Raw genomic sequence first — 22,179 nt, 5'->3', positions numbered from 1 at the left:
CGTTGTGGGGGCGGGTCCTGTCCTCGAGATCGCAGCCCGACGCCGTCGGCACCACCACCTACCAGGTAGTCGTTTCAGGCCGCCGTCGAATGGATACGAACCATCGGTGATCGACGCCGACGCGAAGGGAGCGACACATGTCCGATGTGAGTGATTTCTCGGAGACCTGCCGGCGCGTGGCCGACGCCGCGATGGAGGCCGGTGTGCGGATCGCGGTCGCAGAATCGCTGACCGGTGGCAATCTGGCGACGGAGCTGAGCAAGGCGCCGAATGCGGGTACGTGGTTCCGCGGTGGCGTCGTCGCCTATCACAAGGACGTCAAGTACAGCCTGCTCGACGTGCCCGAGGGGCCGGTGGTGAGCGAGACGGCGGCGCGCGCGATGGTGGCGACGACCGCCCGCCTCTTCGACGCCGATCTCGTCGTCGCGGTGACCGGCGAAGCCGGACCCGAACCGGACGAGGCTGCGCCGGGCACGGTGTGGTTCGGTCTGGACCACCGCGGCCGGGTCAGTGCGTCGCGTGAGGTGTTCGACGGCGAACCCGAGGAAGTCCTGGCCAAGACCATCGGACACTCGCTGGCATTGATCGAGTCCTGTCTGCGGTCCTGAACGCCGGATCACGACCGCTACCCGTGAGGTAGTCGTCACGGTCCCACCCGGGACCTACCATGACGCACATGGCCGTCGAGGTGGGAAGCATGCTGCGGCAGTGGCGCTCTCGTCGCTCGCTGAGTCAGCTGGATCTCGCCTACGAGGTCGGCGTCTCACCCCGCCATCTCAGCTTCGTGGAGACCGGCAGGTCACGGCCCAGCCCGGCGCTGCTCGAGGCGCTCGCCGAACGCCTCGACGTCCCTTTGCGAGAACGCAATTCGCTCCTTCTCGCCGCGGGTCACGCACCCCGCTACAGCGAGAAACCACTGGACGCGGATGCCATGGCGCGCGTGCGCTCGTCGGTGCAGAGATTGCTCGACGCCCACAACCCGAACGTGGGCATGGCGCTCGACCGGACCTGGAACGTCGTCCTGGCCAACGACACCGCCCTCACGCTTCTCGACATGCTCCCGCGTGACCTGCGATCGGGTCCGGTCAATCTGTTCCGGGTCTCCCTTCATCCGGACGGGTTCGCGCAGCGGACGCACAACTTCGACGAATGGGCGACCTACCTGCTCGACCTGCTTCGGCGGATGGCGCGGATCACCGGGGACCAGCGCCTGGCCGACCTGGAACGCGAGGTGTCGGCGTACCCGTCCGTCGCGGCACTCGACGGTCGCCTCGCGCGCGAGCGTGCCGAACCCCGGGACCGGGCGGAACTGCTGGTGCCGTTCCGGCTCGCACTCGGCGACCAGGTGTTGTCGTTCTTCAGCACGCTCACCACGTTCGGGTCACCGCGAGATGTGACGCTCGACGAGCTGACCATCGAGCTGTTCTACCCCGCCGACGAGCCCACCGAACGGTGGGTTGCGATGATGCAGGGGTGACAGACACCGCCCGACCGAGCCGGCCCGCCCCCGTCGGTACGTCCGTCCCCGCGACCTCGCCCTCGGGCGCGCGCCTGCCCGCCGCCGTGCTGTGGGACATGGATGGGACCCTGCTCGACTCCGAACCGATCTGGGACGTCGCGATGGCCGAGCTGGCCGCGCGGCACGGCATCGTCATGTCGCCCCGACTCCGCGAATCCACCCTCGGGAACTCGCTGCCCGACGCGCTTGCCAAGGTGCACGACGCGGCCGGTCTTTCCGCCGCGGAACGGGATCCGGATGCCGACGGGCGGTGGACCCTCGACCGGGTCGCCGAATTGTTCGCACAGGCACTTCCGTGGCGTCCCGGCGCGCCCGAAGCGCTGGACCTGGTGGCCGGGGCGGGGATCCCGATGGTCCTGGTGACCAACACGGTGCGGGAGCTCACCGAGGTGGCCCTGGAGACCATCGGGCGAGGACGCTTCGCCACCACGGTCTGCGGTGACGAGGTCGCCGTGGGCAAACCCGCGCCCGATCCCTACCTGCGCGCCGCGGAACTCCTCGGCGTCCCGACGGCCGACTGCCTGGCCGTGGAGGATTCGCCGACCGGTGCTCAGGCGGCGTCGGCCGCCGGATGCCCGACGCTCGTCGTCGAGTCCGCGGCGCCGGTCGAACCGGGTCGGCTGCGGGTCTTCCGGACATCCCTCGTCGGGTTGGACCTCGACGATGTGGCCGACGCATGGACCGGCGGTCTCGCGCGCATCACGACATGCAAAAATGAGGAATCGTGAAGACTTTCGAGGAGCTGTTCGCCGAACTCAGCGACAAGGCGCAGAGCCGTCCCGAGGGTTCGGGTACCGTCGCCGCCCTCGACTCCGGTGTGCACACCCTGGGCAAGAAGATCATCGAAGAGGCGGGTGAGGTCTGGCTCGCGGCCGAACACGAATCCGACGAGTCGCTCGGCGAGGAGATCTCCCAGCTCGTCTACTGGCTGCAGGTGATGATGATCAAGCGGGGATTGACGCTGCAGGACGTGTACCGACATCTGTGACCGGGGCGACCCGGTCCGGACACACCTCCCGCACGACACAGTTCCGCTCCATCACCGCGCCCGCGGGCGCACCCCACGAAAAGGACATCGAGATGCTGCGAGTGGCCGTACCCAACAAGGGTGCGCTCTCCGAATCCGCGTCGGCCATCCTCTCCGAGGCCGGCTACCGACGCCGGACCGACGCCAAGGACCTCACGGTCCTCGACAACAACAACGACGTCGAGTTCTTCTTCCTCCGCCCCAAGGACATCGCGATCTACGTGGCGTCCGGCCGCCTGGACCTGGGCATCACCGGGCGCGACCTCGCCCGGGACTCCGGCGCCGAGGTCGGCGAGCAGCTGGCGATGGGTTTCGGCTCGTCGAGCTTCCGCTATGCCGCGCCGGCCGACCAACAGTGGAGCGTGGCCGATCTCGCCGGCAAACGGATCGCCACGTCGTACCCGAACCTCGTGCGTGAGGACCTGGCCGGTCACGGCATCACCGCCGACATCATCCGGCTCGACGGTGCGGTCGAGATCTCGATCCAGCTCGGCGTCGCCGACGCGATCGCCGACGTCGTCGGTTCCGGTCGCACGCTGCGCCAGCACGGCCTGGTGGCCTTCGGGGAGTCGCTGTGCGATTCCGAGGCCGTTCTCATCTCCCGGCGCGACGCCGAACTCACCAAGGCCGAACGGCAATTCGTCGCCCGGGTCCAGGGTGTGGTGTTCGGACAGCAGTACGTGATGATCGACTACGACTGCCCCCGTTCACTTCTCGACCGGGCGTCGGTGCTCACCCCGGGCCTGGAGTCACCGACCGTGGCACCCATGGCCGACCCGGACTGGGTCGCCGTCCGTGCGATGGTGCCCCGCAAGGACCACCAGAACCTCATGGACGAGCTGTCCGAGCTGGGCGCGAAGGCGATCCTCGCCACCGACATCCGCTCCTGCCGGTTCTAGCCGTTTCGGTAGATCCACCAGCCCCTGCTCCCTAATCCGAAAGAACCACAGACCCGCTGGCCCGCCCTGCTCCCTGAGGAGCGCCCGGAGCTTGCGGAGGGCGCGTCACGAAGGGTCTGGCGACCGAGGCTGCGAACCCCTTCGTGACGCTCGCAAGCTCGCTCCCCAGGGAGCCGGGGGCTTTCGTAGTCCACGCCGGCCGGCCGCCAGGCCGCAGATACTGAGGTGCGAGGAGCGCAAGCGACGAACTTCCCGTTCCCTGAGGTGCGAGGAGCGCAAGCGACGAGCCACGAAGGGCGTGGCGACGCATCTCACCAGGACCCTTCGAGACGGCCTCCGCAGGCTCCGGCCTCCTCAGGGAGCAGTGGGTGACGCGCTCGCTCGCACCTGAGGGGGCAGTGGGTGGCTGGCTTTGCCCGCACCTGAGGGGGCAGGGGTGGCTGGCTTTGCCCGCACCTCAGGGGGCAGGGGTGGCTGGCTTTGCCCGCACCTGAGGGGCAGTGGGTGGCTGGCACTGCTCGCACCTCGGAACGCAGAAGGCGTGGCTACTGCACCGCGCTGAGCATCACCGTCTGGGCCGACCGCCCGATGTGACCGGAGGCGTCGTAGAGGTCGGCGAAGGTGCTGCCGAACCCGTCCGGGCCGGCGATCATGTGGGCGTCGATCCCGACCCACGGTCCGCTCGGGACGCGCGTCAGGTGCACGGTCGTGTCGGTGTTCATCCAGGTCCACTGGTCCGGGCGCAGTCGGGTACCCAGCCCGTTGGCGACGTCGATGACGGTGAACACCGACTCCAGGTCCTCGGTCTTCTCGCCGGCGACGAGCGGGATCGCCGGGCGCAGCCACACCGCGGGAGTCGAGCCGTTGCGTCCCTCGGCCCGGATCGACTCGATGGTGCCGATGAACCCCAGGGTGCCCCAGTCGACGGCCTCGCCGCTGTCGTCGGAGAAGCCGATCACCGCTGCCGACTCGTCGGGACCGGGAGCCAGGGGAGCGGGACCGTTGGCGATCTCGGCGGTGTCGGCGACGCGCAGTCGCCAGCCCACCGATCGTGCCGCGGCGCGGAACGACCCGTCGGCCTGCTGCACCTGCAGTTCGGTCTCGACGAGGCTGATCTGGCGGCCGGGCCGGATGACCCGGGCGGCGACCCGGTTGATGCCCAACCCGACCGGCCCGAGGATCTCGGTGGTCACCCGCGTGAAGTGCTGGGCCGGGTCGGGCTCGCATCGCAGCAGCGAACGCATCAGGAGGGCCGACGGGGGACCGCCGTGCTGCATGGTCGGCGACCACACGCTCAGCGTGGCGTCGGTCGGACGGAAGTACTCGAAGTCGCCTTCGGAATCAGTGTGGGCAGAGTCCGACGGGGCGTCGACGGGTTCGTAGTACGAGTTCTCCACGCGGTCACCTTATGACTGTCGGCATAGTCACCCGGTACGGGGGCACCCGGACCCCGGTTCCGGTGTCGGTCAGGAGGCGAAACCCGCCGGTGGACCGGGGTACAGCGGGACCTCGCCCCCGAACTCGGGACAGCGGGCGTGGTGCTCGCAGAACTTGCACAGCCACGACTTCTTCGGCGGGAAATCACCCGAGACCACGGCTGCGCGGATCGCCTGCCATATCGCACGCAGGGTGCGCTCGAAACGGAGCAGTTCGTCGTGGTCCGGGCGATAGATCAACTGCTGCCCGTCGGAGAGGTACATCAGTTGCAACCGGGCCGGAACCACCCCGCGGGTGCGCAGGATCGCGAGCGCATAGAACTTCATCTGGAACAGCGCCTTGGCCTCGTAGGCCTGGCCCGGGGATCGTCCGGTCTTGTAGTCGACGACGCGGATCTCACCGGTCGGCGCGACGTCGATGCGGTCGATGAAGCCGCGCATCAGCATGTCGTCGGCGTCGATCTCGACGTGTTCCTCCACCGCGTCGGCGTCGAAGGCGGTGGGGTTCTCCATCGTGTAGTAGGTGGCGATGAGCTTCTGCGCATCCGCGAGGAACGCCTCCTGCCCGTCTACTCCGACGACCTTCGCCAGTTCCGGGTCGCCCTCGCACAGCGCCGCCCAGGCGCCCTCGACCAGCAGCTCGGCCGAATCCTGGGTGCGGAGTTCGGCCGGGAGGTCGAACAGGTTCTCCAGGGCCGCGTGCACGACGGTGCCCCGGGTCTGGGCGGTCGTGGGTGTTTCCGGGAAGCGGTCGATCGCGCGGTAGCGATAGAGGAGGGGGCATTGCTTGAAGTCGGCGGCCCGGGACGGGGACAGGGCCAGCGGCCGCCCGACGATGCCCCGGCCGTCCGACCCGGGGGTGTCCGGTGCCGTTGCCCGCGTCGTGCTGGTGGAGGTGTCCCCGACTCCGGTCATCGTGCTCACCCTTCGCAGGGTAGGCGCCGGTCCCGACAGGCCGGCGTCCCGACACTCGCAGTCGCCACACCGAAAAGTCGCTCGCCGGTCCGGCGGGGCGACACGAGGCGGGTTCGGCCCACGTCGTCGGGTAACGTCCACACGGCCCACGAACCGGCGCCGAGTCGCGCGGGTTCGGATCGTTCACGAGAGGAAGCACCAGTGCCCACCACCGGACCGTTCGTCGTCGGCGACCGGGTTCAGCTGACCGATGCGAAGGGGCGCAAGTTCACGGTGCTGCTCGACGAGGGGAAGCAGTTCCACACCCATCGGGGTGCCATCTCGCACGACGATCTGATCGGCTCGCCCGAGGGCAGCATCGTCTCCGCGACGAGCGGGACCCAGTATCTCGCGTTGCGGCCGCTGCTGGTCGACTACGTGCTGTCGATGCCGCGCGGAGCCCAGGTCATCTACCCCAAGGACGCGGCGCAGATCGTGCTCGAGGGCGACATCTTCCCTGGTGCTCGTGTTCTCGAGGCCGGTGCCGGTTCGGGTGCGCTGACCTGTTCGTTGCTGCGCGCGGTCGGCGCCGAGGGCGAAGTCGTCTCCTACGAGATCCGGGACGACCACGCCGAGCACGCGATCCGCAACGTCGAGACCTTCTTCGGCGGCCGCCCCGGCAACTGGCACCTGACCGTCGACGACCTGGCGAACGTGGACCAGGACGAACGCTTCGACCGGGTCATCCTGGACATGCTCGCGCCCTGGGAACCCCTCGACGTCGTCCGCACGGTGTTGAAACCAGGCGGGGTCTTGACGGTGTACGTGGCGACCGTCACCCAGCTGTCCCGGGTGATGGAAGCCCTGCGCGAGCAGGAGTGCTGGACCGAGCCCCGGGCGTGGGAGACGCTCCTGCGTGAGTGGAGTGCGGTGGGACTCGCGGTGCGGCCGGAGCACAAAATGCAAGGCCACACGGCCTTTCTGATCACCGCTCGGCGCCTGGCCGACGGAACCACCACGCTGCGTCCGCAGCGCCGCCCCAGCAAGGGCTGATCCCGCCGCGGTCGCGGTGAAACATCGCGAATACGTTGCGAAGACGCACATTTAACACACCGTCAACACCGGCGATTGCGCGGCAGACGGCGATTCCGCGTCGCGGCCGGTAGCGTAGGGATACGGCGCGAGCATTCCGATCGAGGGATCGGGTGATTGCCGGCGAGAGGAGTCAGCAATGACCGAATCTGACCGCCACGACGCACTGGGGGACCGCGCGGTTCCCGAGAGCGCCAGTGCATCCGACGAGGGCTTCGTCCCCGCCTACACTCCGCCACTGTCGCGGAGCGGCTCGGACCCGTCTGCGCGAGGCGCAGCCGGCCGGCCGGCCGGGGATCTCCAGGAGCGTGTGGACAGCCTCACCGCACGCAACGCGAAGCTGCTCGACACTCTCAAGGAAGCCCGCCAGCAACTCATCGCACTCCGCGAGGAGGTCGACCGTCTCGGTCAGCCGCCGAGCGGGTACGGCGTACTGCTGGACGTGCATCCCGACGCCACCGTCGACGTGTTCACCTCCGGCCGCAAGATGCGGCTGACGTGTTCACCCAACATCGACACCGAGACGCTGACCAAGGGCCAGACCCTGCGCCTGAACGAGGCGCTGACCATCGTCGAGGCCTGTGAGTTCGACACCGTCGGCGAGATCAGCACGCTGCGTGAGGTGCTCGGCGACGGCAAACGCGCCCTGGTCGTCGGCCATGCCGACGAAGAGCGGGTGGTCTGGCTGGCCGAACCGCTCCTCGGCGAGGTCGACGGTGAGGACGGTCTGCGTCGCAAGCTGCGCCCCGGTGACTCGTTGCTCATCGACACCAAGGCCGGCTTCGCCTTCGAGCGGGTGCCCAAGGCCGAGGTGGAGGATCTCGTCCTCGAGGAGGTCCCGGACGTCGGGTACGAGGACATCGGCGGCCTCGGTCGTCAGATCGAGCAGATCCGCGATGCCGTCGAACTCCCGTTCCTGCACAAGGACCTGTTCCGCGACTACCAGCTGCGTCCGCCGAAGGGCGTGCTGCTCTACGGTCCGCCCGGGTGTGGAAAGACGCTCATCGCCAAGGCAGTGGCCAACTCCCTGGCGAAGAAGATCGCGCAGGTGCGCGGCGACGACGCCAAGGAGGCGAAGTCGTACTTCCTCAACATCAAGGGCCCCGAACTGCTGAACAAGTTCGTCGGTGAGACCGAGCGGCACATCCGGCTGATCTTCCAGCGCGCGCGGGAGAAGGCCTCGGAGGGCACACCGGTCATCGTGTTCTTCGACGAGATGGACTCGATCTTCCGCACGCGTGGCTCGGGTGTCTCCTCGGACGTGGAGACCACCGTGGTCCCGCAGCTGCTCAGCGAGATCGACGGCGTCGAGGGCCTCGAGAACGTCATCGTGATCGGTGCGTCGAACCGCGAGGACATGATCGATCCCGCGATCCTGCGTCCGGGACGTCTCGACGTGAAGATCAAGATCGAACGTCCCGACGCCGAGTCGGCGATCGACATCTTCTCGAAGTACCTGACCGAGGAGCTGCCGATCCACGCCGACGACATCGGCGAGTTCGGCGGTGATCGCACGGCCTGCGTCAACGCGATGATCGAGAAGGTCGTCGAGCGGATGTACGCCGAGAGCGAGGACAACCGGTTCCTCGAGGTCACCTACGCCAACGGCGACAAAGAGATCATGTACTTCAAGGACTTCAACTCCGGCGCGATGATCCAGAACGTCGTCGACCGCGCCAAGAAGTACGCGATCAAGTCGCAACTCGACACAGGTGCGCCAGGTCTGCGTGTGCAGCATCTCTTCGATTCCATCCTCGACGAGTTCGCGGAGAACGAGGATCTGCCCAACACGACCAACCCCGACGACTGGGCCCGGATCTCGGGCAAGAAGGGCGAGCGGATCGTCTACATCCGCACCCTGGTCACGGGCAAGAGCGCGGGCGCGAGCCGCGCCATCGACACCGAGACGAACACGGGCCAGTACCTGTAACGACCGACACATCCGCCGAGCAGACAGCCGACTCCGACGGGGTCGGCTGTCTGCTCGACAGAACCGCGTGAACAGCGCGTTCAGGCACTAGAGTTGTCGGCGATGAACAACACATCGATGGCGCGTGGACGAGTGATCGTCGACGGTGGGGCACCGCATCCACTGGGCGGGTCCCCGCGCGTCACCCTCGGGCGCGAGCCCGACAACGACATCGTGATCAACCACCCGATGGTGTCGCGCCGGCATCTGGCCATCGAGTGGCGCGGGGCGGCCTGGTGTCTGGTCGACATCGGGAGCACGAACGGCTTTTTCGTCAACGGTCAGCGGATGGCCGAGTTCATGGTGCCGGGCTCGATGCAGGTGCGCCTCGGCGACGTGACGACCGGTCCGGTCGTCGATCTCGTGGTCGACTCGCCGGCTCCCGGTCGCGGTGTGCCGCCCCGGCCGGTTCCGCCGGTCTCGCGCCCGATGCAGTCGGGCCATCCCGCGTCGGGTCCCCGCTCGGCGGGTTTCCCGCCCGCCGGAGTCCCGGCCTCCGGGCAGATGCCCGCGCGCGCACCCGGCGGATACGTCCGTCCCGGCGACCGCGCCGGAAGCGGAGCGGGCGGGCGGGTATTCGGCGGCACGGATCCGATGCCGCAGGAAGTGTTGAACGCGCCGCATCTGCAAGCGCTGCAGCAGAACGTGTCCGCGGTCTACCGGCTGCCCGGCGCGCCGACTCCGCCGGAGCGCGAGTCGATCTCACTGCGCGGGGTCCAGCGGATCGGTCGCACCCCCGACAACGACATCGTGGTCAGCGATGTGCTGGCGTCGCGGCATCACGCGCAGGTGTCCAGCCGCGGGGCCGCCCTCGTCATCGAGGATCTCGGCAGCGTCAACGGGACCTTCGTCAACGGCCGGCGGGTGTCGAGCGCCCCGCTGACCGACGGTGACGTCGTCACGATCGGCAACAGCGATTTCGTGGTGTCCGGCGGCACCCTGATGCGCGGCCAGGAGAGTGCCGCGGTCGCAGACGGGCTCCATGTCCATGGGGTCAGCCTCGTCGTCGACGGCGGGAAGCGATTGCTGGCCGACGTCGAGTTCAGTGCCAGTCCCGGCACGTTGACCGCGGTGATCGGCCCGTCGGGCGCGGGTAAGTCGACGGTGTCGAGGATCGCGGCCGGACTCAACTCGCCGACGAGCGGCCTGGTCACCTTCGAGAGCCGCAACGTGCACGCCGAGTACGACGCGCTGCGCACCCGCATCGGCATGGTGCCGCAGAAAGACGTGCTGCACCACAAGCTGACGCTACGACAGGCGTTGCGTTATGCCGCGGAACTGCGCCTGCCACCCGACCTCTCGAAGGCCGACCGGGACCGCGTGATCGACGGGGTGCTCAGTGAGCTGCAGCTGACCGAGCACGTCGACACCAGGGTGGAGAAGCTGTCCGGCGGCCAGCAGAAGCGTGCGTCGGTGGCCATGGAACTGCTGACGGGCCCGTCGCTGCTGATCCTCGACGAGCCGACCTCCGGTCTCGATCCCGCTCTCGACCGCCAGGTGATGGCCACGCTCCGCCGGCTCGCCGACGCCGGACGTGTGGTTCTCGTGGTCACGCACTCACTGACCTACCTGTCCATGTGCGACCAGGTGCTGCTGCTCGCCCCCGGCGGCAAGACATCCTTCTGCGGCCCGCCCGGACAGGTCGAGGGCGAGATGGGCACCTCCGACTGGGCCGAGATCTTCGCCTACGTCGCCGACCAGCCGGACACCGCGCACATGCGGTACCTGGACCGGCACCGCCGCGCACCCGCTCCACCGCCGCCCCAGCGTCCTCCCGGCCCGCCGATACCGGTGCCGCACACGAGCTTCCCCCGCCAGTCGTCGACCATCGCCCGACGTCAGGTACGGCTGATCTTCGCCGACGTAGGCTACCTGGTGTTCCTCGTGTTGCTGCCGGTCGTGTTGGGGTTGCTCACGCTTGTGATCCCGGGTTCGAGCGGATTCGCGCGTCTCGAGGTGATCCCCAACGCGCCTCCACCCAAGGACGGCGCGGAGGCGATCCAGATCCTGGTCGTGCTCGTCGTCGGCGCGGCGTTCATGGGTGCGGCACTGACCGTGCGCGATCTGGTCGGTGAGCGCGACATCTTCGAGCGCGAGCGTGCGGTCGGATTGCGGCCCGGCGCATACCTTTTCGCGAAGATCGTCGTGTTCTTCGTCGCCGCGGTCCTGCAGACGATCATCATGGTCGGCATCACCTTCGCCGGTCGCGGGCTGCCCGACTTCGGCGGACCGATCCTGCCGCCGCCGCTCGCGTTGCTGGTCGCGGTGGCTGTCCTGGCCTGTGTGAGCACGCTGGTCGGACTGGCCATCTCGTCGGCCGTGAAGTCCAACGAGCAGGTCATGCCGCCGCTGGTCATCGTCGTGATGGTCCAGTTGGTGTTCTGCGGCGGGCTCTTCAAGCTCGACGGCGTCGGGCTGGAGCAGTTGTCGTGGATCTTCCCGTCCTTCTGGGGCTACGTGGCCGCGGCCGGCAGTGTCGACCTCTACAGCATCAATGTCGCCGCCCCGCAGCGAATCACGCTGTGGGAGACGTCGATCGCCCACACCGCGCTGGCGTACGGGGTGCTCGCGGTGATCAGCGCGCTGCTGCTCGCGTTCACCTACTCGCGTCTGCGTCTGAAGAAGCGCTGACGCCCGGTCTCACTAAACGCTGACCGCGGGTCCGTCCCTCAGGCGTCCCGCATCGTGGCGCACAGCACCTTCCGGTCGGCGTCGAGACGATCGGGGAGTGGTATCGCACTGAGCGACGCCGGTTCGACGCGCACGTTCTCGATCCGGTGCCGCCGGCCGCGGTGCCGCACCGTGGCTTCATGTGCGGCGGTCACATTGGCCACCCAGTCCGATCCGGTGCCGTAGTTCAGGACGACCCAGAATCGGTGATCCGATACGACGGCCATGACCGGCGTGCGGTGGCGACGCCCACTACGACGGCCCACGTGCTCGATCACCGCCATGCCGGGCACCCGTCCGGCCCAGAGCCGCACGACCGGATTGGTCACGTACTTGTTCAGCACGGCGACCAGGCGCATCCGGCGCTGACCCAGCAGCGAGGCGATCCGCGAGGCCGTCCGAGCGACCGCCGACGACAAGGCCATTCGCTTCTCCCGTCACCGCACCGTCCGATCAGTGTGGCGGCACGACGCGGGTGGCGACATCCGGGACAACCCTGAATTCTCCTCCGGTGTCCGGCGGATCTGACCCACGGCCGCCGGTCAGGCCAGGTGTGGACTCCCACCGGTCGTCGTCGGGAAGCGCACCAGGCCGAGTTCGGATTCGGCGGACAGCTGCGGATGACTCGGCAGCACCCGGACGGTGTAGCCGAGTCGGCCCGACGCGGACGGCGGCACGAGTGCGGAGAACACCACCCGGTCCGATGCATCGCGGTCGGGTTCGGGCGTCATGTCGGTGAACGTCGGATCGAGGATGTCATCGTCGTCGCCGACCCGGCCGAGCACGACCTGGACCGCCACCGACTCCGGTGCCAGGTCTCCGAGTGCGACGTGCGCCGTGACGTGGAGGCCGTCCGCGCGCGTCTCGTCCTCGACCCCGGCCACCAGTACCGATGACCACCCGGTCTCCAGCGTCCGGCGGAAGGCCGCGAGGTCGCGTGCACCCGCATACGAGTCGGCGCACGCGGATTCGTAGGCTTTCGCCGCCGGGCAGTAGAGGTCGGTGGTGTAGTCGCGGACCATGCGCGACGCCAGCACTCGCGGCCCCAGTCGGGTGAGCGTGTGACGCATCATCTCCACCCACCGGCGGGGCACCCCGTTCTCGTCGCGGCGGTAGAACAGCGGGATCACCGTCTCCTCCAGGAGCGTGTACAGCGCCTGCGCCTCGAGGTCGTCGCGACGGTGCTCGTCGGCGATGCCCTCCGCGGAGGGGATGGCCCAGCCGTTCTCGCCGTCGGCCATCTCGTCCCACCAGCCGTCGAGAATCGACAGGTTGAGCCCTCCGTTCAGCGCCGACTTCATCCCCGACGTCCCGCAGGCCTCCATCGGCCGCACCGGGTTGTTCAGCCACACATCGCAACCCGCGTAGATGGCGCGAGCCATGGAGATGTCGTAGTCGGGGAGGAACACGATTCGGCCGCGCAGTTCCGGATCCTCGGTGAACCGCACGACCTGCTGGATCAGTGATTTGCCCCCGTCGTCGGCGGGATGCGCCTTGCCCGCGATGACGAGCTGCACCGGCCGATCGGGGTCGGTGAGGATGGCGCGCATGCGATCGGGATCGCGGAGCATAAGGGTGAGGCGTTTGTACGTGGCCGCCCGCCGGGCGAACCCGATCGTCAGCACGTGCGGGTCGAACAGGTCGGCGGTCCAACCCAGTTCGGCTTCGGTGAAGCCCCGCTCGAGGCCGCTGGCGCGAGCACGGCGGCGCACCTCACCGACGAGTCCCGCACGTAACTCCTCATGCGTCTGCCAGATGGTCTCGTCGGACAGGCCCGCATACACCTCGGCCGCGGAATCCTCGTCTCCGCCGGCGAAGTCGCGCCACTGAGGGGCCACCCAGGTCGGACCGTGCACACCGTTGGTGACCGCTCCGATGGGGACGTCGGCGGCGTCGAAACCCGGCCAGAGGTCGGCGAACATCTCGCGACTCACCGCGCCGTGCAGTCGGGAGACCCCGTTGCTGCGTTGTCCGAGCCGAAATCCCATGTGTGCCATGTTGAACACACCCGGGTCGGCCTCGTCGCCGAGTTCGACGACCGTCGCCGCGGCCAGCCCCGGGAGCAGGCGGGACCCGCCGTCGTCGTCGGCGTCGAGATACCGGGCCACGAGGTCGGCGGGGAACCGATCGATACCGGCCGGCACGGGGGTGTGGGTCGTGAAGACGTTCGACGCGCGGACCACCGCCTCCGCGGTGTCGAAGTCGAGACCGCCGGCCACGAGCTCCCGGATGCGTTCGACGCCGAGGAAGCCCGCGTGTCCTTCGTTCATGTGGAACACCGTCGGCTCGTCCCGGCCGGCGATGCGCACGTACTCGCGCAGGGCGCGCACGCCACCGATGCCCAGCAGGATCTCCTGCGCGATCCGGTGCTCCTGGTCGCCGCCGTACAACCGGTCGGTCACGGCACGCAGGGCGGCCCCGTCGGGCTGATCGTCGTTGTGGGCGATGTCGGAGTCGAGGAGCAGCAACGGGATTCGCCCCACGGTCGCCACCCACACCTGAGCCGACAGGGTCGCGCCATCGGGCATCGCGACCTCGATGATGACCGGGTCCGCGTCGTCGACGCGGCTGACGCCGGTTCCGTCGTGTTCCCCGCGGTGCAGAAGGGTCAGGGGGAGTTCGGCGGGGTCGTTCACGGGATACCGCTCGATCTGCCATCCGTCGTGGTCGAGGCCCTGGCGAAAGTAGCCGGACCGGTACAGCAATCCGACGCCGATCAGCGGCAGGCCGAGGTCGGAGGCCGCCTTCAGGTGGTCACCGGCGAGGATGCCGAGGCCGCCGGAGTAGATCGGGAGGACCTCCGAGACGCCGAACTCCATGGAGAAGTAGGCGATTCCGGGCGGCGCCACCAGGTCCTGCCCGGCACGGTCCTCGCCCGATGATCCTGCCGCGTACCTCTGGAACCACTGCGGTGCGTCGAGATACTCCCGGAGGTCGGCGTATGCGTCGGTCACCCGCGCCACGAAGCCCTCGTCGGCGGCCAGTTCGGCCAGTCGTCGCGGGTCGGCCTCGGCGAGGACCCGGAGCGGGTCGCCGGTCGTCGACCACAGGTGCGGATCGATCGTGGCGAACAGTTCCTGGGTGGGGAGGTGCCAGGCCCAGCGCAGGTTGTGCGACAACGGCGCGAGGTCCGCGATGCGGTCGGGCAGCGGGACTCGAACGGTGAACCGGCGGAATGCTTTCACGGCGTCGACCGTACTGCGCACATGCGGTGGTTGCGACCGGCGGCGAATGAACCTCTACCCTCGAAGGATGCAGCGAATCATCGGGACCGAGGTCGAGTACGGAATCTCCGCGCCCGGCGACCCGACCGCGAACCCGATCATGACGTCCACGCAGGCCGTTCTCGCCTACGCCGCGGCCGCGGGAGTGCCGCGCGCGAAGCGGACACGCTGGGACTACGAGGTGGAGTCGCCGCTGCGCGACGCCCGTGGTTTCGACCTCGGCCGCGGGTCCGGGCCGGCTCCGATCATCGACGCCGACGAGATCGGTGCGGCCAACATGATCCTCACCAACGGCGCCCGGCTCTACGTCGACCACGCCCACCCCGAGTACTCCGCCCCCGAGGTCACCGACCCCATGGACGCGGTCATCTGGGACAAGGCGGGCGAGCGCGTGATGGAGGCCGCGGCCCGCCACGTGGCCAGCGTCCCGGGCGCCCCGAAACTCCAGCTCTACAAGAACAACATCGACGGCAAGGGCGCGTCGTACGGCACCCACGAGAACTACCTCATGGCGCGGGACACGCCGTTCACCGCGATCATCGCCGGGCTGACGACCTTCTTCGCCTCGCGCCAGGTGATCACCGGTTCGGGACGGGTGGGCATCGGACAGTCCGGCGACGAGGCCGGTTACCAGCTGTCACAGCGGTCGGACTACATCGAGGTCGAGGTCGGGCTCGAGACCACCCTCAAGCGCGGCATCATCAACACCCGCGACGAACCGCATGCCGATCCCGAGCGGTACCGGCGCCTGCACGTCATCATCGGCGACGCCAACCTCGCCGAGACCTCCACCTACCTCAAGGTCGGGACCACGGCGCTCGTCCTCGATCTCATCGAGGCCGGCGTCGACTTCTCCGACATCGAACTCGCGCGACCGGTGCAGGCCGTGCACACCATCAGCCACGACCCGACGCTCACGGCGACCGTCGCCCTGACCAACGGCCGCGAACTCACCGGGCTGGCCCTGCAGCGGGAGTATCTGGAACGCTGCCAGAAATTCCACGAGCAGGAACACTCCGACGACGAGCGCGCCGCCCACGTCCTGCAGACGTGGGCCGACGTGCTCGACCGCCTCGAGCGCGATCCGATGGAGTGCGCCGACATCCTGGACTGGCCGGCGAAGCTGCGCATCCTCGAGGGCTTCCGCCAGCGCGAGAACCTGTCATGGTCGGCGCCGCGCCTGCAGCTCATCGACCTGCAGTATTCCGACGTCCGGCTCGACAAGGGGCTGTACAACCGGCTCGTCGCGCGCGGATCGATGAAGCGGTTGGTCGACGAGAACGACGTGCTCGCCGCGATCAGCGAGCCGCCGCGCGACACGCGGGCCTACTTCCGCGGTGAGTGCCTGCGCCGATTCGGTGCCGACGTCGCCGCGGCGAGCTGGGACTCGGTCATCTTCGACCTGGGCGGGGACTCGCTGGTCCGCATCCCCACACTGGAACCGCTGCGCGGTACCGCGGCGCACGTCGGCAAGCTCCTCGACTCGGTGAACTCGGCCGCCGAACTGGTGGATCAGCTCACCACCTGACGTGACGCGGGGCTTGTGCCTCGTTCCGCCACACTTGTCGTCCCCACAGGTAGTGTGGGAGCACACGATTCCGCAGGGTCGAGACACCAGGGATCACCGCCGCGACAGCGACACCCGATCCCGACTCTCCCTCGACCGCGGTAGCCCGCCAAGGGGCGATCGGTTTCAAGGAGGCAGCAGATGGCGCAGGAACAGACCAAGCGTGGTGGCGGCGGCGACGACGAGGGCGTGGGCCCCGATTCCGGCGCCGGACAAGAACGTCGCGAGAAGCTGGCCGAGGACACCGACGACCTGCTCGACGAGATCGACGACGTGCTGGAGGAGAACGCCGAGGACTTCGTGCGCGCCTACGTCCAGAAGGGCGGCCAGTGAGCGACAGGTTCGGTTCACTGCCCCCGCTGTCCCAGTCCCGTTCCGCTTTCGGTGCCGACATCTCGTCGTTCACCGACTTCCTCCGGACGCATGCGCCCGAACAGCTCCCGCAGGCGCAGATCGACCGCGTGGGGTCGTTCGCGGGCGGCACCGACGGCGCCGGTGACATCCCGCACGGCACGACGATCGTCGCGGTGTCGTACCCGGGCGGGGTCGTCCTGGCCGGAGACCGCCGGGCCACGATGGGCAATCTCATCGCCACCCGCGATGTCAAGAAGGTCTACATCACCGACGAGTACTCGGCCGCCGGGATCGCCGGCACCGCCGGTATCGCGATCGAGATGGTGCGGTTGTTCACCGTCGAACTCGAGCACTACGAGAAGATCGAGGGCGTCCCGCTGACCCTCGACGGCAAGGTCAGCCGGCTGGCGTCGATGGTGCGCGGCAACCTCGGCGCCGCCCTGCAGGGCCTGGCCGCCATCCCCCTGCTCGTCGGTTACGACATCGATCACGACGACCCGAGCGAACGCGGACGGATCTTCAGCTTCGACGTCGCCGGTGACCGCCACGAAGAGTTCGGCGGGTACACCGCCATCGGCTCGGGGTCGGTGTTCGCCAAGTCGTCGCTGAAAAAGCTGTACCGCGCCGACCTGACCGCCGACGAGGCACTCGCGATCGCCGTCGAGTCGCTGTACGACGCGGCCGACGACGATTCGGCGACCGGCGGGCCCGATCTGGTCCGCAAGATCTTCCCGATGGCCGCGATCGTCGGGGCCGACGGGGCGCGGGAGGTGGACGCGACCGACATCGAGGCGGCGGCGCGTGCCGTCATCGAACGCCGGAGTGCCGAGCACCAGGGGGGTGCACGATGACCTTCCCGTATTACGCCAGCGCCGAGCAGATCATGCGCGACCGCTCCGAGCTCGCCCGCAAGGGCATAGCCCGGGGTCGCAGCGTCGTGATCCTCACCTTTTCCGACGGCGTGCTGTTCGTCGCGGAGAACCCGTCGAACACGCTGCGCAAGACCAGCGAGATCTACGACCGGATCGGATTCGCGGCCGTGGGCAAGTACAACGAGTTCGAGAGCCTGCGCAAGGCCGGGATCCAGATCGCGGACATGCGCGGCTACAGCTACGACCGTGCCGACGTGTCCGGGCTGTCCCTGGCCAACACCTACGCGAACGCACTCGGCAGTGTCTTCACCGAACAGGCCAAGCCGTTCGAGGTGGAACTCTGCGTCGCCGAGGTCGCCCGACCGGGTAAACCGAAGCGTTCGCAGCTCTACCGGATCTCCTACGACGGGTCGATCACCGACGAGACACGCTTCCTCGTGATGGGCGGGGCGACCGAGCCGATCGCGGCCGCGCTCAAGGAGAGCTACGAGCCGGACATGGAACTCGGACGGGCCATCGGTGTCGCGGTCGACGCGCTGACGGCTCCGGCCGACAACGGCGGCGGGACCCCGACCGAACGTCGGGCGTTGGCCGCGGGTGACCTCGAAGTCGCGGTCCTCGACCACAACCGTCCGCGGCGCGCATTCCGGCGCCTCACGACGTCCACGGTCGAAGGTTTGCTCCCGGCGGCCGCGACCGCGACCGCCGATTCCGGCGAATCCCCTGGTGAGACGCCGTCCACCGAACAGTGATGAGAACGCCGCGGCTCGCGGCGGCCGGTGCGTGTCGACCGGTCCGCCGCGGCCCGCGCGAGTAGGGTTGGTCAAGTGCAGCGACGAATCATGGGCATCGAGACCGAGTTCGGTGTCACGTGCACCTTCCACGGCCACCGCCGCCTGAGTCCGGACGAGGTCGCCCGTTATCTCTTCCGGCGGGTCGTATCGTGGGGCCGGTCGTCGAACGTCTTCCTGCAGAACGGCGCCCGCCTCTATCTCGACGTGGGTTCGCACCCGGAGTACGCGACCGCGGAGTGCGACAGCCTCATCCAGCTGATCAACCACGACCGGGCGGGCGAGCTCGTGCTCGAGGACCTGCTCGTCGACGCCGAACAGCGTCTCGCCGACGAAGGCATCGGCGGCGACATCTACCTGTTCAAGAACAACACCGACTCGGCCGGCAACTCGTATGGATGCCACGAGAACTACCTGGTCGTGCGGGCGGGGGAGTTCTCCCGCATCTCCGACGTCCTGCTGCCGTTCCTCGTGACCCGCCAGCTGATCTGTGGCGCCGGCAAGGTGCTGCAGACCCCGAAGGCGGCGACGTTCTGTCTGTCGCAGCGCGCCGAGCACATCTGGGAGGGCGTCTCCTCGGCGACGACCCGGTCGCGTCCGATCATCAACACGCGCGACGAGCCGCACGCCGACGCGGAGAAGTACCGCAGGCTGCACGTCATCGTCGGCGACTCGAACATGTCCGAGATGACGACCCTCCTCAAGGTGGGTTCCGCGGCGCTCGTGCTGGAGATGATCGAGGCCGGCGTCGCGTTCCGTGACTTCGCGCTCGACAACCCGATCCGCGCGATCCGTGAGGTCAGCCACGACCCGACGGGGCGTCGGCCGGTACGACTCGCCGGCGGTCGGCAGGCCAGCGCCCTCGACATCCAGCGCGAGTACCACGCCCGCGCCGTCGAGCACCTCACCAACCGCCGACCGGACCCGGAGATGGACATGGTCGTCGACCTCTGGGGCCGCATGCTCGACGCGGTGGAGAGCAACGATTTCGCCAAGGTCGACACCGAGATCGACTGGGTCATCAAGCGCAAGCTCTTCGAGCGCTACCAGAACCGGTACTCGATGGAACTGTCGGATCCGAAGATCGCGCAACTCGACCTGGCCTTCCACGACATCAAACGCGGCCGCGGCGTCTTCGACGTGTTGATGCGCAAGGGACTGGTCGCCCGGGCGACCACCGACGAGGCGATCAAGACGGCGGTCAACGAGCCGCCGCAGACCACCCGCGCAAAACTTCGTGGCGACTTCATCTCGGCCGCGCAGAAGGCGGGCCGCGACTTCACCGTCGACTGGGTGCACCTCAAACTCAACGACCAGGCGCAGCGGACCGTGTTGTGCAAAGACCCGTTCCGCAGCGTCGACGAGCGCGTCGATCGCCTCATCGCGTCGATGTGAGTGCCCGGGTTACCCGCGAACGCAGCGTGCCTCCGCACGCGGTGAGCGGCCACGTTCTAACCTGACCCGGTGGCAACCCCCAAAGTCGAGCGTCTGCTCAACCTCGTGATCTGCCTGCTGTGGACGCGGCAGTACGTCACCGCGGAGTACATCCGCCGCAACGTTGCCGGCTACTCCGATGACGGGCAGTCCGACGAGGCGTTCAACCGGATGTTCGAACGGGACAAGAACGAGCTGCGGGATCTCGGGATCCCGCTCGTCACCGGCCGGTCGCCGATGGCGGCCGGCGGCGAGGGATACCGCATCGACCGCGACTCCTACGAATTGCCGGAGATCTCCCTGGAATCCGACGAGGCGGCGGCGATCGCCATGGCCGCCGCGCTGTGGGACACGCCGGAGGTCTCGACGCTGTCGCAGACGGCGATCCTCAAGCTGCGGGCAGCCGGGCTCGACGTCCGTTCCGAGGACGATCTGGGGATCACCACGGGCGGGTCGTCGAGATCACTCGGCTCCGAAGAGGTCATCGCGGGCCTTCTCGCCGCGGTCCAGGACAGGCGTGCGGTCGAGTTCCGGCACCGGTCGTCGGCGGCCGCCGCACCGACCACCCGGCGCGTCGAACCGTGGGGAGTGGTGTCGCACCGGGGCCGCTGGTACGTCGTCGGTCACGACCGCGATCGCGACGCCACCCGGACGTTCCGGCTGTCGCGGATCACGGCCGTCTCCGCGGTCGGTGCCGCCGACGCCGTCGTGGTGCCGGCGGGCACCGATCTCCAGCAGATCGTCTCGGCGGCTGTCGATTCCGCTTCTGGTTCCGACGGCCGCACCGCGCGGATCTGGGTCGCGGCCGACCGGGCGTTTGGCCTCCGCCGGGCCGCGACGGCGACCGAGCCCGCCGACCTCGACGGCGATCCCGGCGACATCGTGACCCTGGAGATCCACTCGCTGACCACGGTCGCACGCATGGTCCTGGGTGTGGGCCGCGACGCGGTCGTCCTGGACCCGCCGGAGCTGCGCGACCTCGTCATCGCGAGCCTCGACCGCCTCAGCGGGGTGACGGTCTGATGGCCGCCGCAGCACCGTCCCGCCTCAACCGCCTGCTGGCGATGGTCCCGTACTTCCAGGCCCGCCGCGGCATCTCGATCGTCCAGGCCGCCGCCGAACTCGGTGTGACCCAGGCGCAGCTCACGAAGGATCTCGAACTCCTCTTCGTCTGCGGACTCCCCGGGTACTACCCCGATGACCTCATCGAACTCGAGTTCAGTGAGGGTTACGTGACGGTCGGGTTCACCGCGGGCATGGACCGGCCCCTGCGGCTGACCACCGTGGAGGCCAGCACGCTCCTCGTCGCACTGCGAGCGCTCGTCGAGACGCCGGGAGTCGTCGATGTGGCGGCGGCTCGTCGGGCGATCGCGAAGATCGAGCAAGCGGTGGGTGCGACGGTGCCCGGGGTCGCCGGTGCGTCCGACTCGGCTCCCGATCCGTCGGGGGAGAACCCCACCTACACGACGATCCGCGAGGCCACCAAGCACGCTCGTGCACTGCGCCTTCGCTACTACTCGGCCGGCCGCGACAGCGTCACCGACCGGGTGGTCGACCCGATCCGTCTGCAGGTCATGGATCAGCACACTTATCTCGAGGCGTGGTGCCGGATGGCCGAGGGCGTGCGGTTGTTCCGCTTCGACCGCGTCGACACCGCGTCGGCCCTGGACGAACCGAGCCGTCCGCCGGCCGAGGCCGCGTCGTCGAATCAGTCGGTGCTGGTGGCCGAGAACCCCGATCTCCCGGCTGTCGAGATCGAGATCGACGCCGACCATCTGTGGATCCTCGACTACTACCCGCTCGAACCCGTCGAGAAGGTCGAGGACCGGCCCGACGCCGACCTGCCGGTCCGCGCCCGGCTCGTCTACGGCTCGCCGGAGTGGCTCACCCGGTTCCTGCTCGGATTCGGTGGAGCCGTCCGGGTCGTCGACGCGCCGGCCGTCGCCGCGGCGGTCGCCGACACCGCGACCGCGGCACGCAGGCGATATCGCTGAGGACCGCCCACCGCTGGGCCGGGCGGATCATCCGGTCGGGCCCGCTCCCCGCCGGGCGCGACTCAGGTAGCATTGGACACTGTCTGATCCGAACTGAAGGGTGATCTCATGGGCTTCACGTCATGGTGGCACTGGGCGATCGTTGCCATTGTGCTGCTGATCCTGTTCGGCTCGAAGAAGTTGCCGGACGCCGCCCGAGGTCTGGGACAGTCGCTGCGCATCTTCAAGAGCGAGGTCAAGGAGATGCAGAAGGACGACGACAAGGACTCGCAGGCCACCGCCGACGCGACGCCGGCCGACCCGTCGCGCCGTGAGCTGCCCGCGGGTGACTCCACCCAGGCCGCCACGCAGCGCGACGCCGACGTCAAGAAATCGGCATAGGGGCGCGTCGGAGCATCGCCAGTGCGCACTCTTCCGATTCCCCGACGTCTCGACCC

Annotated in this window: 20 protein-coding genes; 16 read left to right on the top strand and 4 right to left on the bottom strand. The window is 68.7% G+C overall.

Annotated elements, in window-relative coordinates; translation table 11 throughout:
• Positions 1-137: 137 nt before the first annotated feature.
• The 5 genes from AMD30_RS02095 to hisG all read left to right on the top strand — a co-directional run bounded on the left by AMD30_RS02095 (position 138) and on the right by hisG (position 3,445).
• A complete protein-coding gene (locus tag AMD30_RS02095) occupies positions 138-608 on the top strand; it encodes a CinA family protein (RefSeq protein ID WP_014926726.1) in 471 nt (156 codons plus the stop codon).
• Positions 609-676: 68 nt separating this feature from the next.
• Positions 677-1,477 (top strand): helix-turn-helix transcriptional regulator, encoded by an 801-nt coding sequence (locus AMD30_RS02090; protein WP_055474710.1) that lies wholly within the window; start codon positions 677-679, stop codon positions 1,475-1,477.
• 98 nt (positions 1,478-1,575) lie between these two features.
• On the top strand, positions 1,576-2,247 hold the full coding sequence (locus AMD30_RS02085) for an HAD family hydrolase (RefSeq protein WP_014926728.1): 672 nt from the start codon (positions 1,576-1,578) through the stop codon (positions 2,245-2,247).
• Positions 2,244-2,507, top strand: a complete 264-nt coding sequence (locus AMD30_RS02080; protein ID WP_014926729.1) for a phosphoribosyl-ATP diphosphatase — start codon at positions 2,244-2,246, stop codon at positions 2,505-2,507. The genes AMD30_RS02085 and AMD30_RS02080 overlap by 4 nt, the downstream gene beginning before the upstream one ends.
• A 92-nt stretch (positions 2,508-2,599) precedes the next feature.
• Positions 2,600-3,445 (top strand): ATP phosphoribosyltransferase, encoded by an 846-nt coding sequence (hisG, locus tag AMD30_RS02075; protein ID WP_010841080.1) that lies wholly within the window; start codon positions 2,600-2,602, stop codon positions 3,443-3,445.
• Positions 3,446-3,990: 545 nt separating this feature from the next.
• On the opposite strand, the gene AMD30_RS02070 is transcribed toward hisG, so the two are convergent.
• A complete protein-coding gene (locus AMD30_RS02070; RefSeq protein WP_055474586.1) occupies positions 3,991-4,842 on the bottom strand; it encodes a thioesterase family protein in 852 nt (283 codons plus the stop codon).
• Positions 4,843-4,911: 69 nt separating this feature from the next.
• Positions 4,912-5,796, bottom strand: coding sequence for a RecB family exonuclease (locus tag AMD30_RS02065; RefSeq protein ID WP_055474585.1), 885 nt, complete (start codon positions 5,794-5,796; stop codon positions 4,912-4,914).
• 201 nt (positions 5,797-5,997) lie between these two features.
• On the opposite strand from AMD30_RS02065, the gene AMD30_RS02060 reads away from it, so the two are divergent.
• The 3 genes from AMD30_RS02060 (at position 5,998) to AMD30_RS02050 (ending at position 11,467) form a co-directional block, all read left to right on the top strand.
• Positions 5,998-6,828: a tRNA (adenine-N1)-methyltransferase gene (locus AMD30_RS02060; protein ID WP_055474584.1), complete on the top strand. Its 831-nt coding sequence runs from the start codon at positions 5,998-6,000 to the stop codon at positions 6,826-6,828.
• 178 nt (positions 6,829-7,006) lie between these two features.
• Complete coding sequence (gene arc / locus AMD30_RS02055; protein WP_010841084.1) at positions 7,007-8,797, top strand: proteasome ATPase; 1,791 nt, start codon at positions 7,007-7,009, stop codon at positions 8,795-8,797.
• Positions 8,798-8,914: 117 nt separating this feature from the next.
• Positions 8,915-11,467: an FHA domain-containing protein gene (locus AMD30_RS02050; RefSeq protein WP_055474709.1), complete on the top strand. Its 2,553-nt coding sequence runs from the start codon at positions 8,915-8,917 to the stop codon at positions 11,465-11,467.
• A 38-nt stretch (positions 11,468-11,505) separates the two neighbouring features.
• Here the strand turns inward: AMD30_RS02050 and AMD30_RS02045 are convergent, their stop codons facing one another.
• Positions 11,506-11,931 (bottom strand): nitroreductase family deazaflavin-dependent oxidoreductase, encoded by a 426-nt coding sequence (locus AMD30_RS02045; protein ID WP_055474583.1) that lies wholly within the window; start codon positions 11,929-11,931, stop codon positions 11,506-11,508.
• A 117-nt stretch (positions 11,932-12,048) separates the two neighbouring features.
• Positions 12,049-14,691, bottom strand: a complete 2,643-nt coding sequence (glgP, locus tag AMD30_RS02040; RefSeq protein WP_055474582.1) for an alpha-glucan family phosphorylase — start codon at positions 14,689-14,691, stop codon at positions 12,049-12,051.
• A 67-nt stretch (positions 14,692-14,758) separates the two neighbouring features.
• Between glgP and dop the strand changes: the two genes are divergently transcribed.
• The 8 genes from dop to tatA all read left to right on the top strand — a co-directional run bounded on the left by dop (position 14,759) and on the right by tatA (position 22,123).
• Positions 14,759-16,258, top strand: a complete 1,500-nt coding sequence (gene dop, locus AMD30_RS02035) for a depupylase/deamidase Dop (protein WP_010841088.1) — start codon at positions 14,759-14,761, stop codon at positions 16,256-16,258.
• A 180-nt stretch (positions 16,259-16,438) separates the two neighbouring features.
• Positions 16,439-16,630 (top strand): ubiquitin-like protein Pup, encoded by a 192-nt coding sequence (locus AMD30_RS02030; RefSeq protein WP_004019064.1) that lies wholly within the window; start codon positions 16,439-16,441, stop codon positions 16,628-16,630.
• On the top strand, positions 16,627-17,502 hold the full coding sequence (gene prcB / locus AMD30_RS02025; RefSeq protein WP_055474581.1) for a proteasome subunit beta: 876 nt from the start codon (positions 16,627-16,629) through the stop codon (positions 17,500-17,502). Before AMD30_RS02030 ends, prcB begins: the two co-directional genes overlap by 4 nt.
• Positions 17,499-18,275: a proteasome subunit alpha gene (gene prcA, locus AMD30_RS02020; RefSeq protein WP_055474580.1), complete on the top strand. Its 777-nt coding sequence runs from the start codon at positions 17,499-17,501 to the stop codon at positions 18,273-18,275. The genes prcB and prcA overlap by 4 nt, the downstream gene beginning before the upstream one ends.
• Before the next feature lie 75 nt (positions 18,276-18,350).
• Positions 18,351-19,709 carry a Pup--protein ligase gene (gene pafA, locus AMD30_RS02015; protein ID WP_010841091.1) on the top strand — a complete coding sequence of 453 codons (1,359 nt, stop codon included), beginning with the start codon at positions 18,351-18,353 and terminating at the stop codon, positions 19,707-19,709.
• A 69-nt stretch (positions 19,710-19,778) separates the two neighbouring features.
• Entirely contained in the window at positions 19,779-20,771 is a 993-nt protein-coding gene (locus AMD30_RS02010; RefSeq protein ID WP_010841092.1) for a helix-turn-helix transcriptional regulator, read from the top strand.
• Positions 20,771-21,742, top strand: a complete 972-nt coding sequence (locus tag AMD30_RS02005) for a helix-turn-helix transcriptional regulator (protein WP_055474579.1) — start codon at positions 20,771-20,773, stop codon at positions 21,740-21,742. The genes AMD30_RS02010 and AMD30_RS02005 overlap by 1 nt, the downstream gene beginning before the upstream one ends.
• Positions 21,743-21,850: 108 nt before the next feature.
• Positions 21,851-22,123 (top strand): Sec-independent protein translocase subunit TatA, encoded by a 273-nt coding sequence (gene tatA, locus AMD30_RS02000; protein WP_055474578.1) that lies wholly within the window; start codon positions 21,851-21,853, stop codon positions 22,121-22,123.
• The last annotated feature ends 56 nt before the right edge of the window (positions 22,124-22,179 follow it).

The organism is Gordonia sp. HS-NH1, from assembly GCF_001418765.1.
GTDB lineage: Bacteria > Actinomycetota > Actinomycetes > Mycobacteriales > Mycobacteriaceae > Gordonia.
This window is presented reverse-complemented; position numbering and strand designations above follow the sequence as displayed.

What these genes read in the sequence shown, in the direction of transcription:
- AMD30_RS02095 (WP_014926726.1), top strand. Translation starts at nt 138, where the DNA reads ATGTCCGATGTGAGTGATTTCTCGGAGACCTGCCGGCGCGTGGCCGAC.
- AMD30_RS02090 (WP_055474710.1), top strand. Translation starts at nt 677, where the DNA reads ATGGCCGTCGAGGTGGGAAGCATGCTGCGGCAGTGGCGCTCTCGTCGC.
- AMD30_RS02085 (WP_014926728.1), top strand. Translation starts at nt 1,576, where the DNA reads ATGGATGGGACCCTGCTCGACTCCGAACCGATCTGGGACGTCGCGATG.
- hisG (WP_010841080.1), top strand. Translation starts at nt 2,600, where the DNA reads ATGCTGCGAGTGGCCGTACCCAACAAGGGTGCGCTCTCCGAATCCGCG.
- AMD30_RS02065 (WP_055474585.1), bottom strand. Translation starts at nt 5,796, where the DNA reads ATGACCGGAGTCGGGGACACCTCCACCAGCACGACGCGGGCAACGGCA.
- arc (WP_010841084.1), top strand. Translation starts at nt 7,007, where the DNA reads ATGACCGAATCTGACCGCCACGACGCACTGGGGGACCGCGCGGTTCCC.
- AMD30_RS02050 (WP_055474709.1), top strand. Translation starts at nt 8,915, where the DNA reads ATGGCGCGTGGACGAGTGATCGTCGACGGTGGGGCACCGCATCCACTG.
- AMD30_RS02045 (WP_055474583.1), bottom strand. Translation starts at nt 11,931, where the DNA reads ATGGCCTTGTCGTCGGCGGTCGCTCGGACGGCCTCGCGGATCGCCTCG.
- dop (WP_010841088.1), top strand. Translation starts at nt 14,759, where the DNA reads ATGCAGCGAATCATCGGGACCGAGGTCGAGTACGGAATCTCCGCGCCC.
- AMD30_RS02030 (WP_004019064.1), top strand. Translation starts at nt 16,439, where the DNA reads ATGGCGCAGGAACAGACCAAGCGTGGTGGCGGCGGCGACGACGAGGGC.
- prcA (WP_055474580.1), top strand. Translation starts at nt 17,499, where the DNA reads ATGACCTTCCCGTATTACGCCAGCGCCGAGCAGATCATGCGCGACCGC.
- AMD30_RS02005 (WP_055474579.1), top strand. Translation starts at nt 20,771, where the DNA reads ATGGCCGCCGCAGCACCGTCCCGCCTCAACCGCCTGCTGGCGATGGTC.
- tatA (WP_055474578.1), top strand. Translation starts at nt 21,851, where the DNA reads ATGGGCTTCACGTCATGGTGGCACTGGGCGATCGTTGCCATTGTGCTG.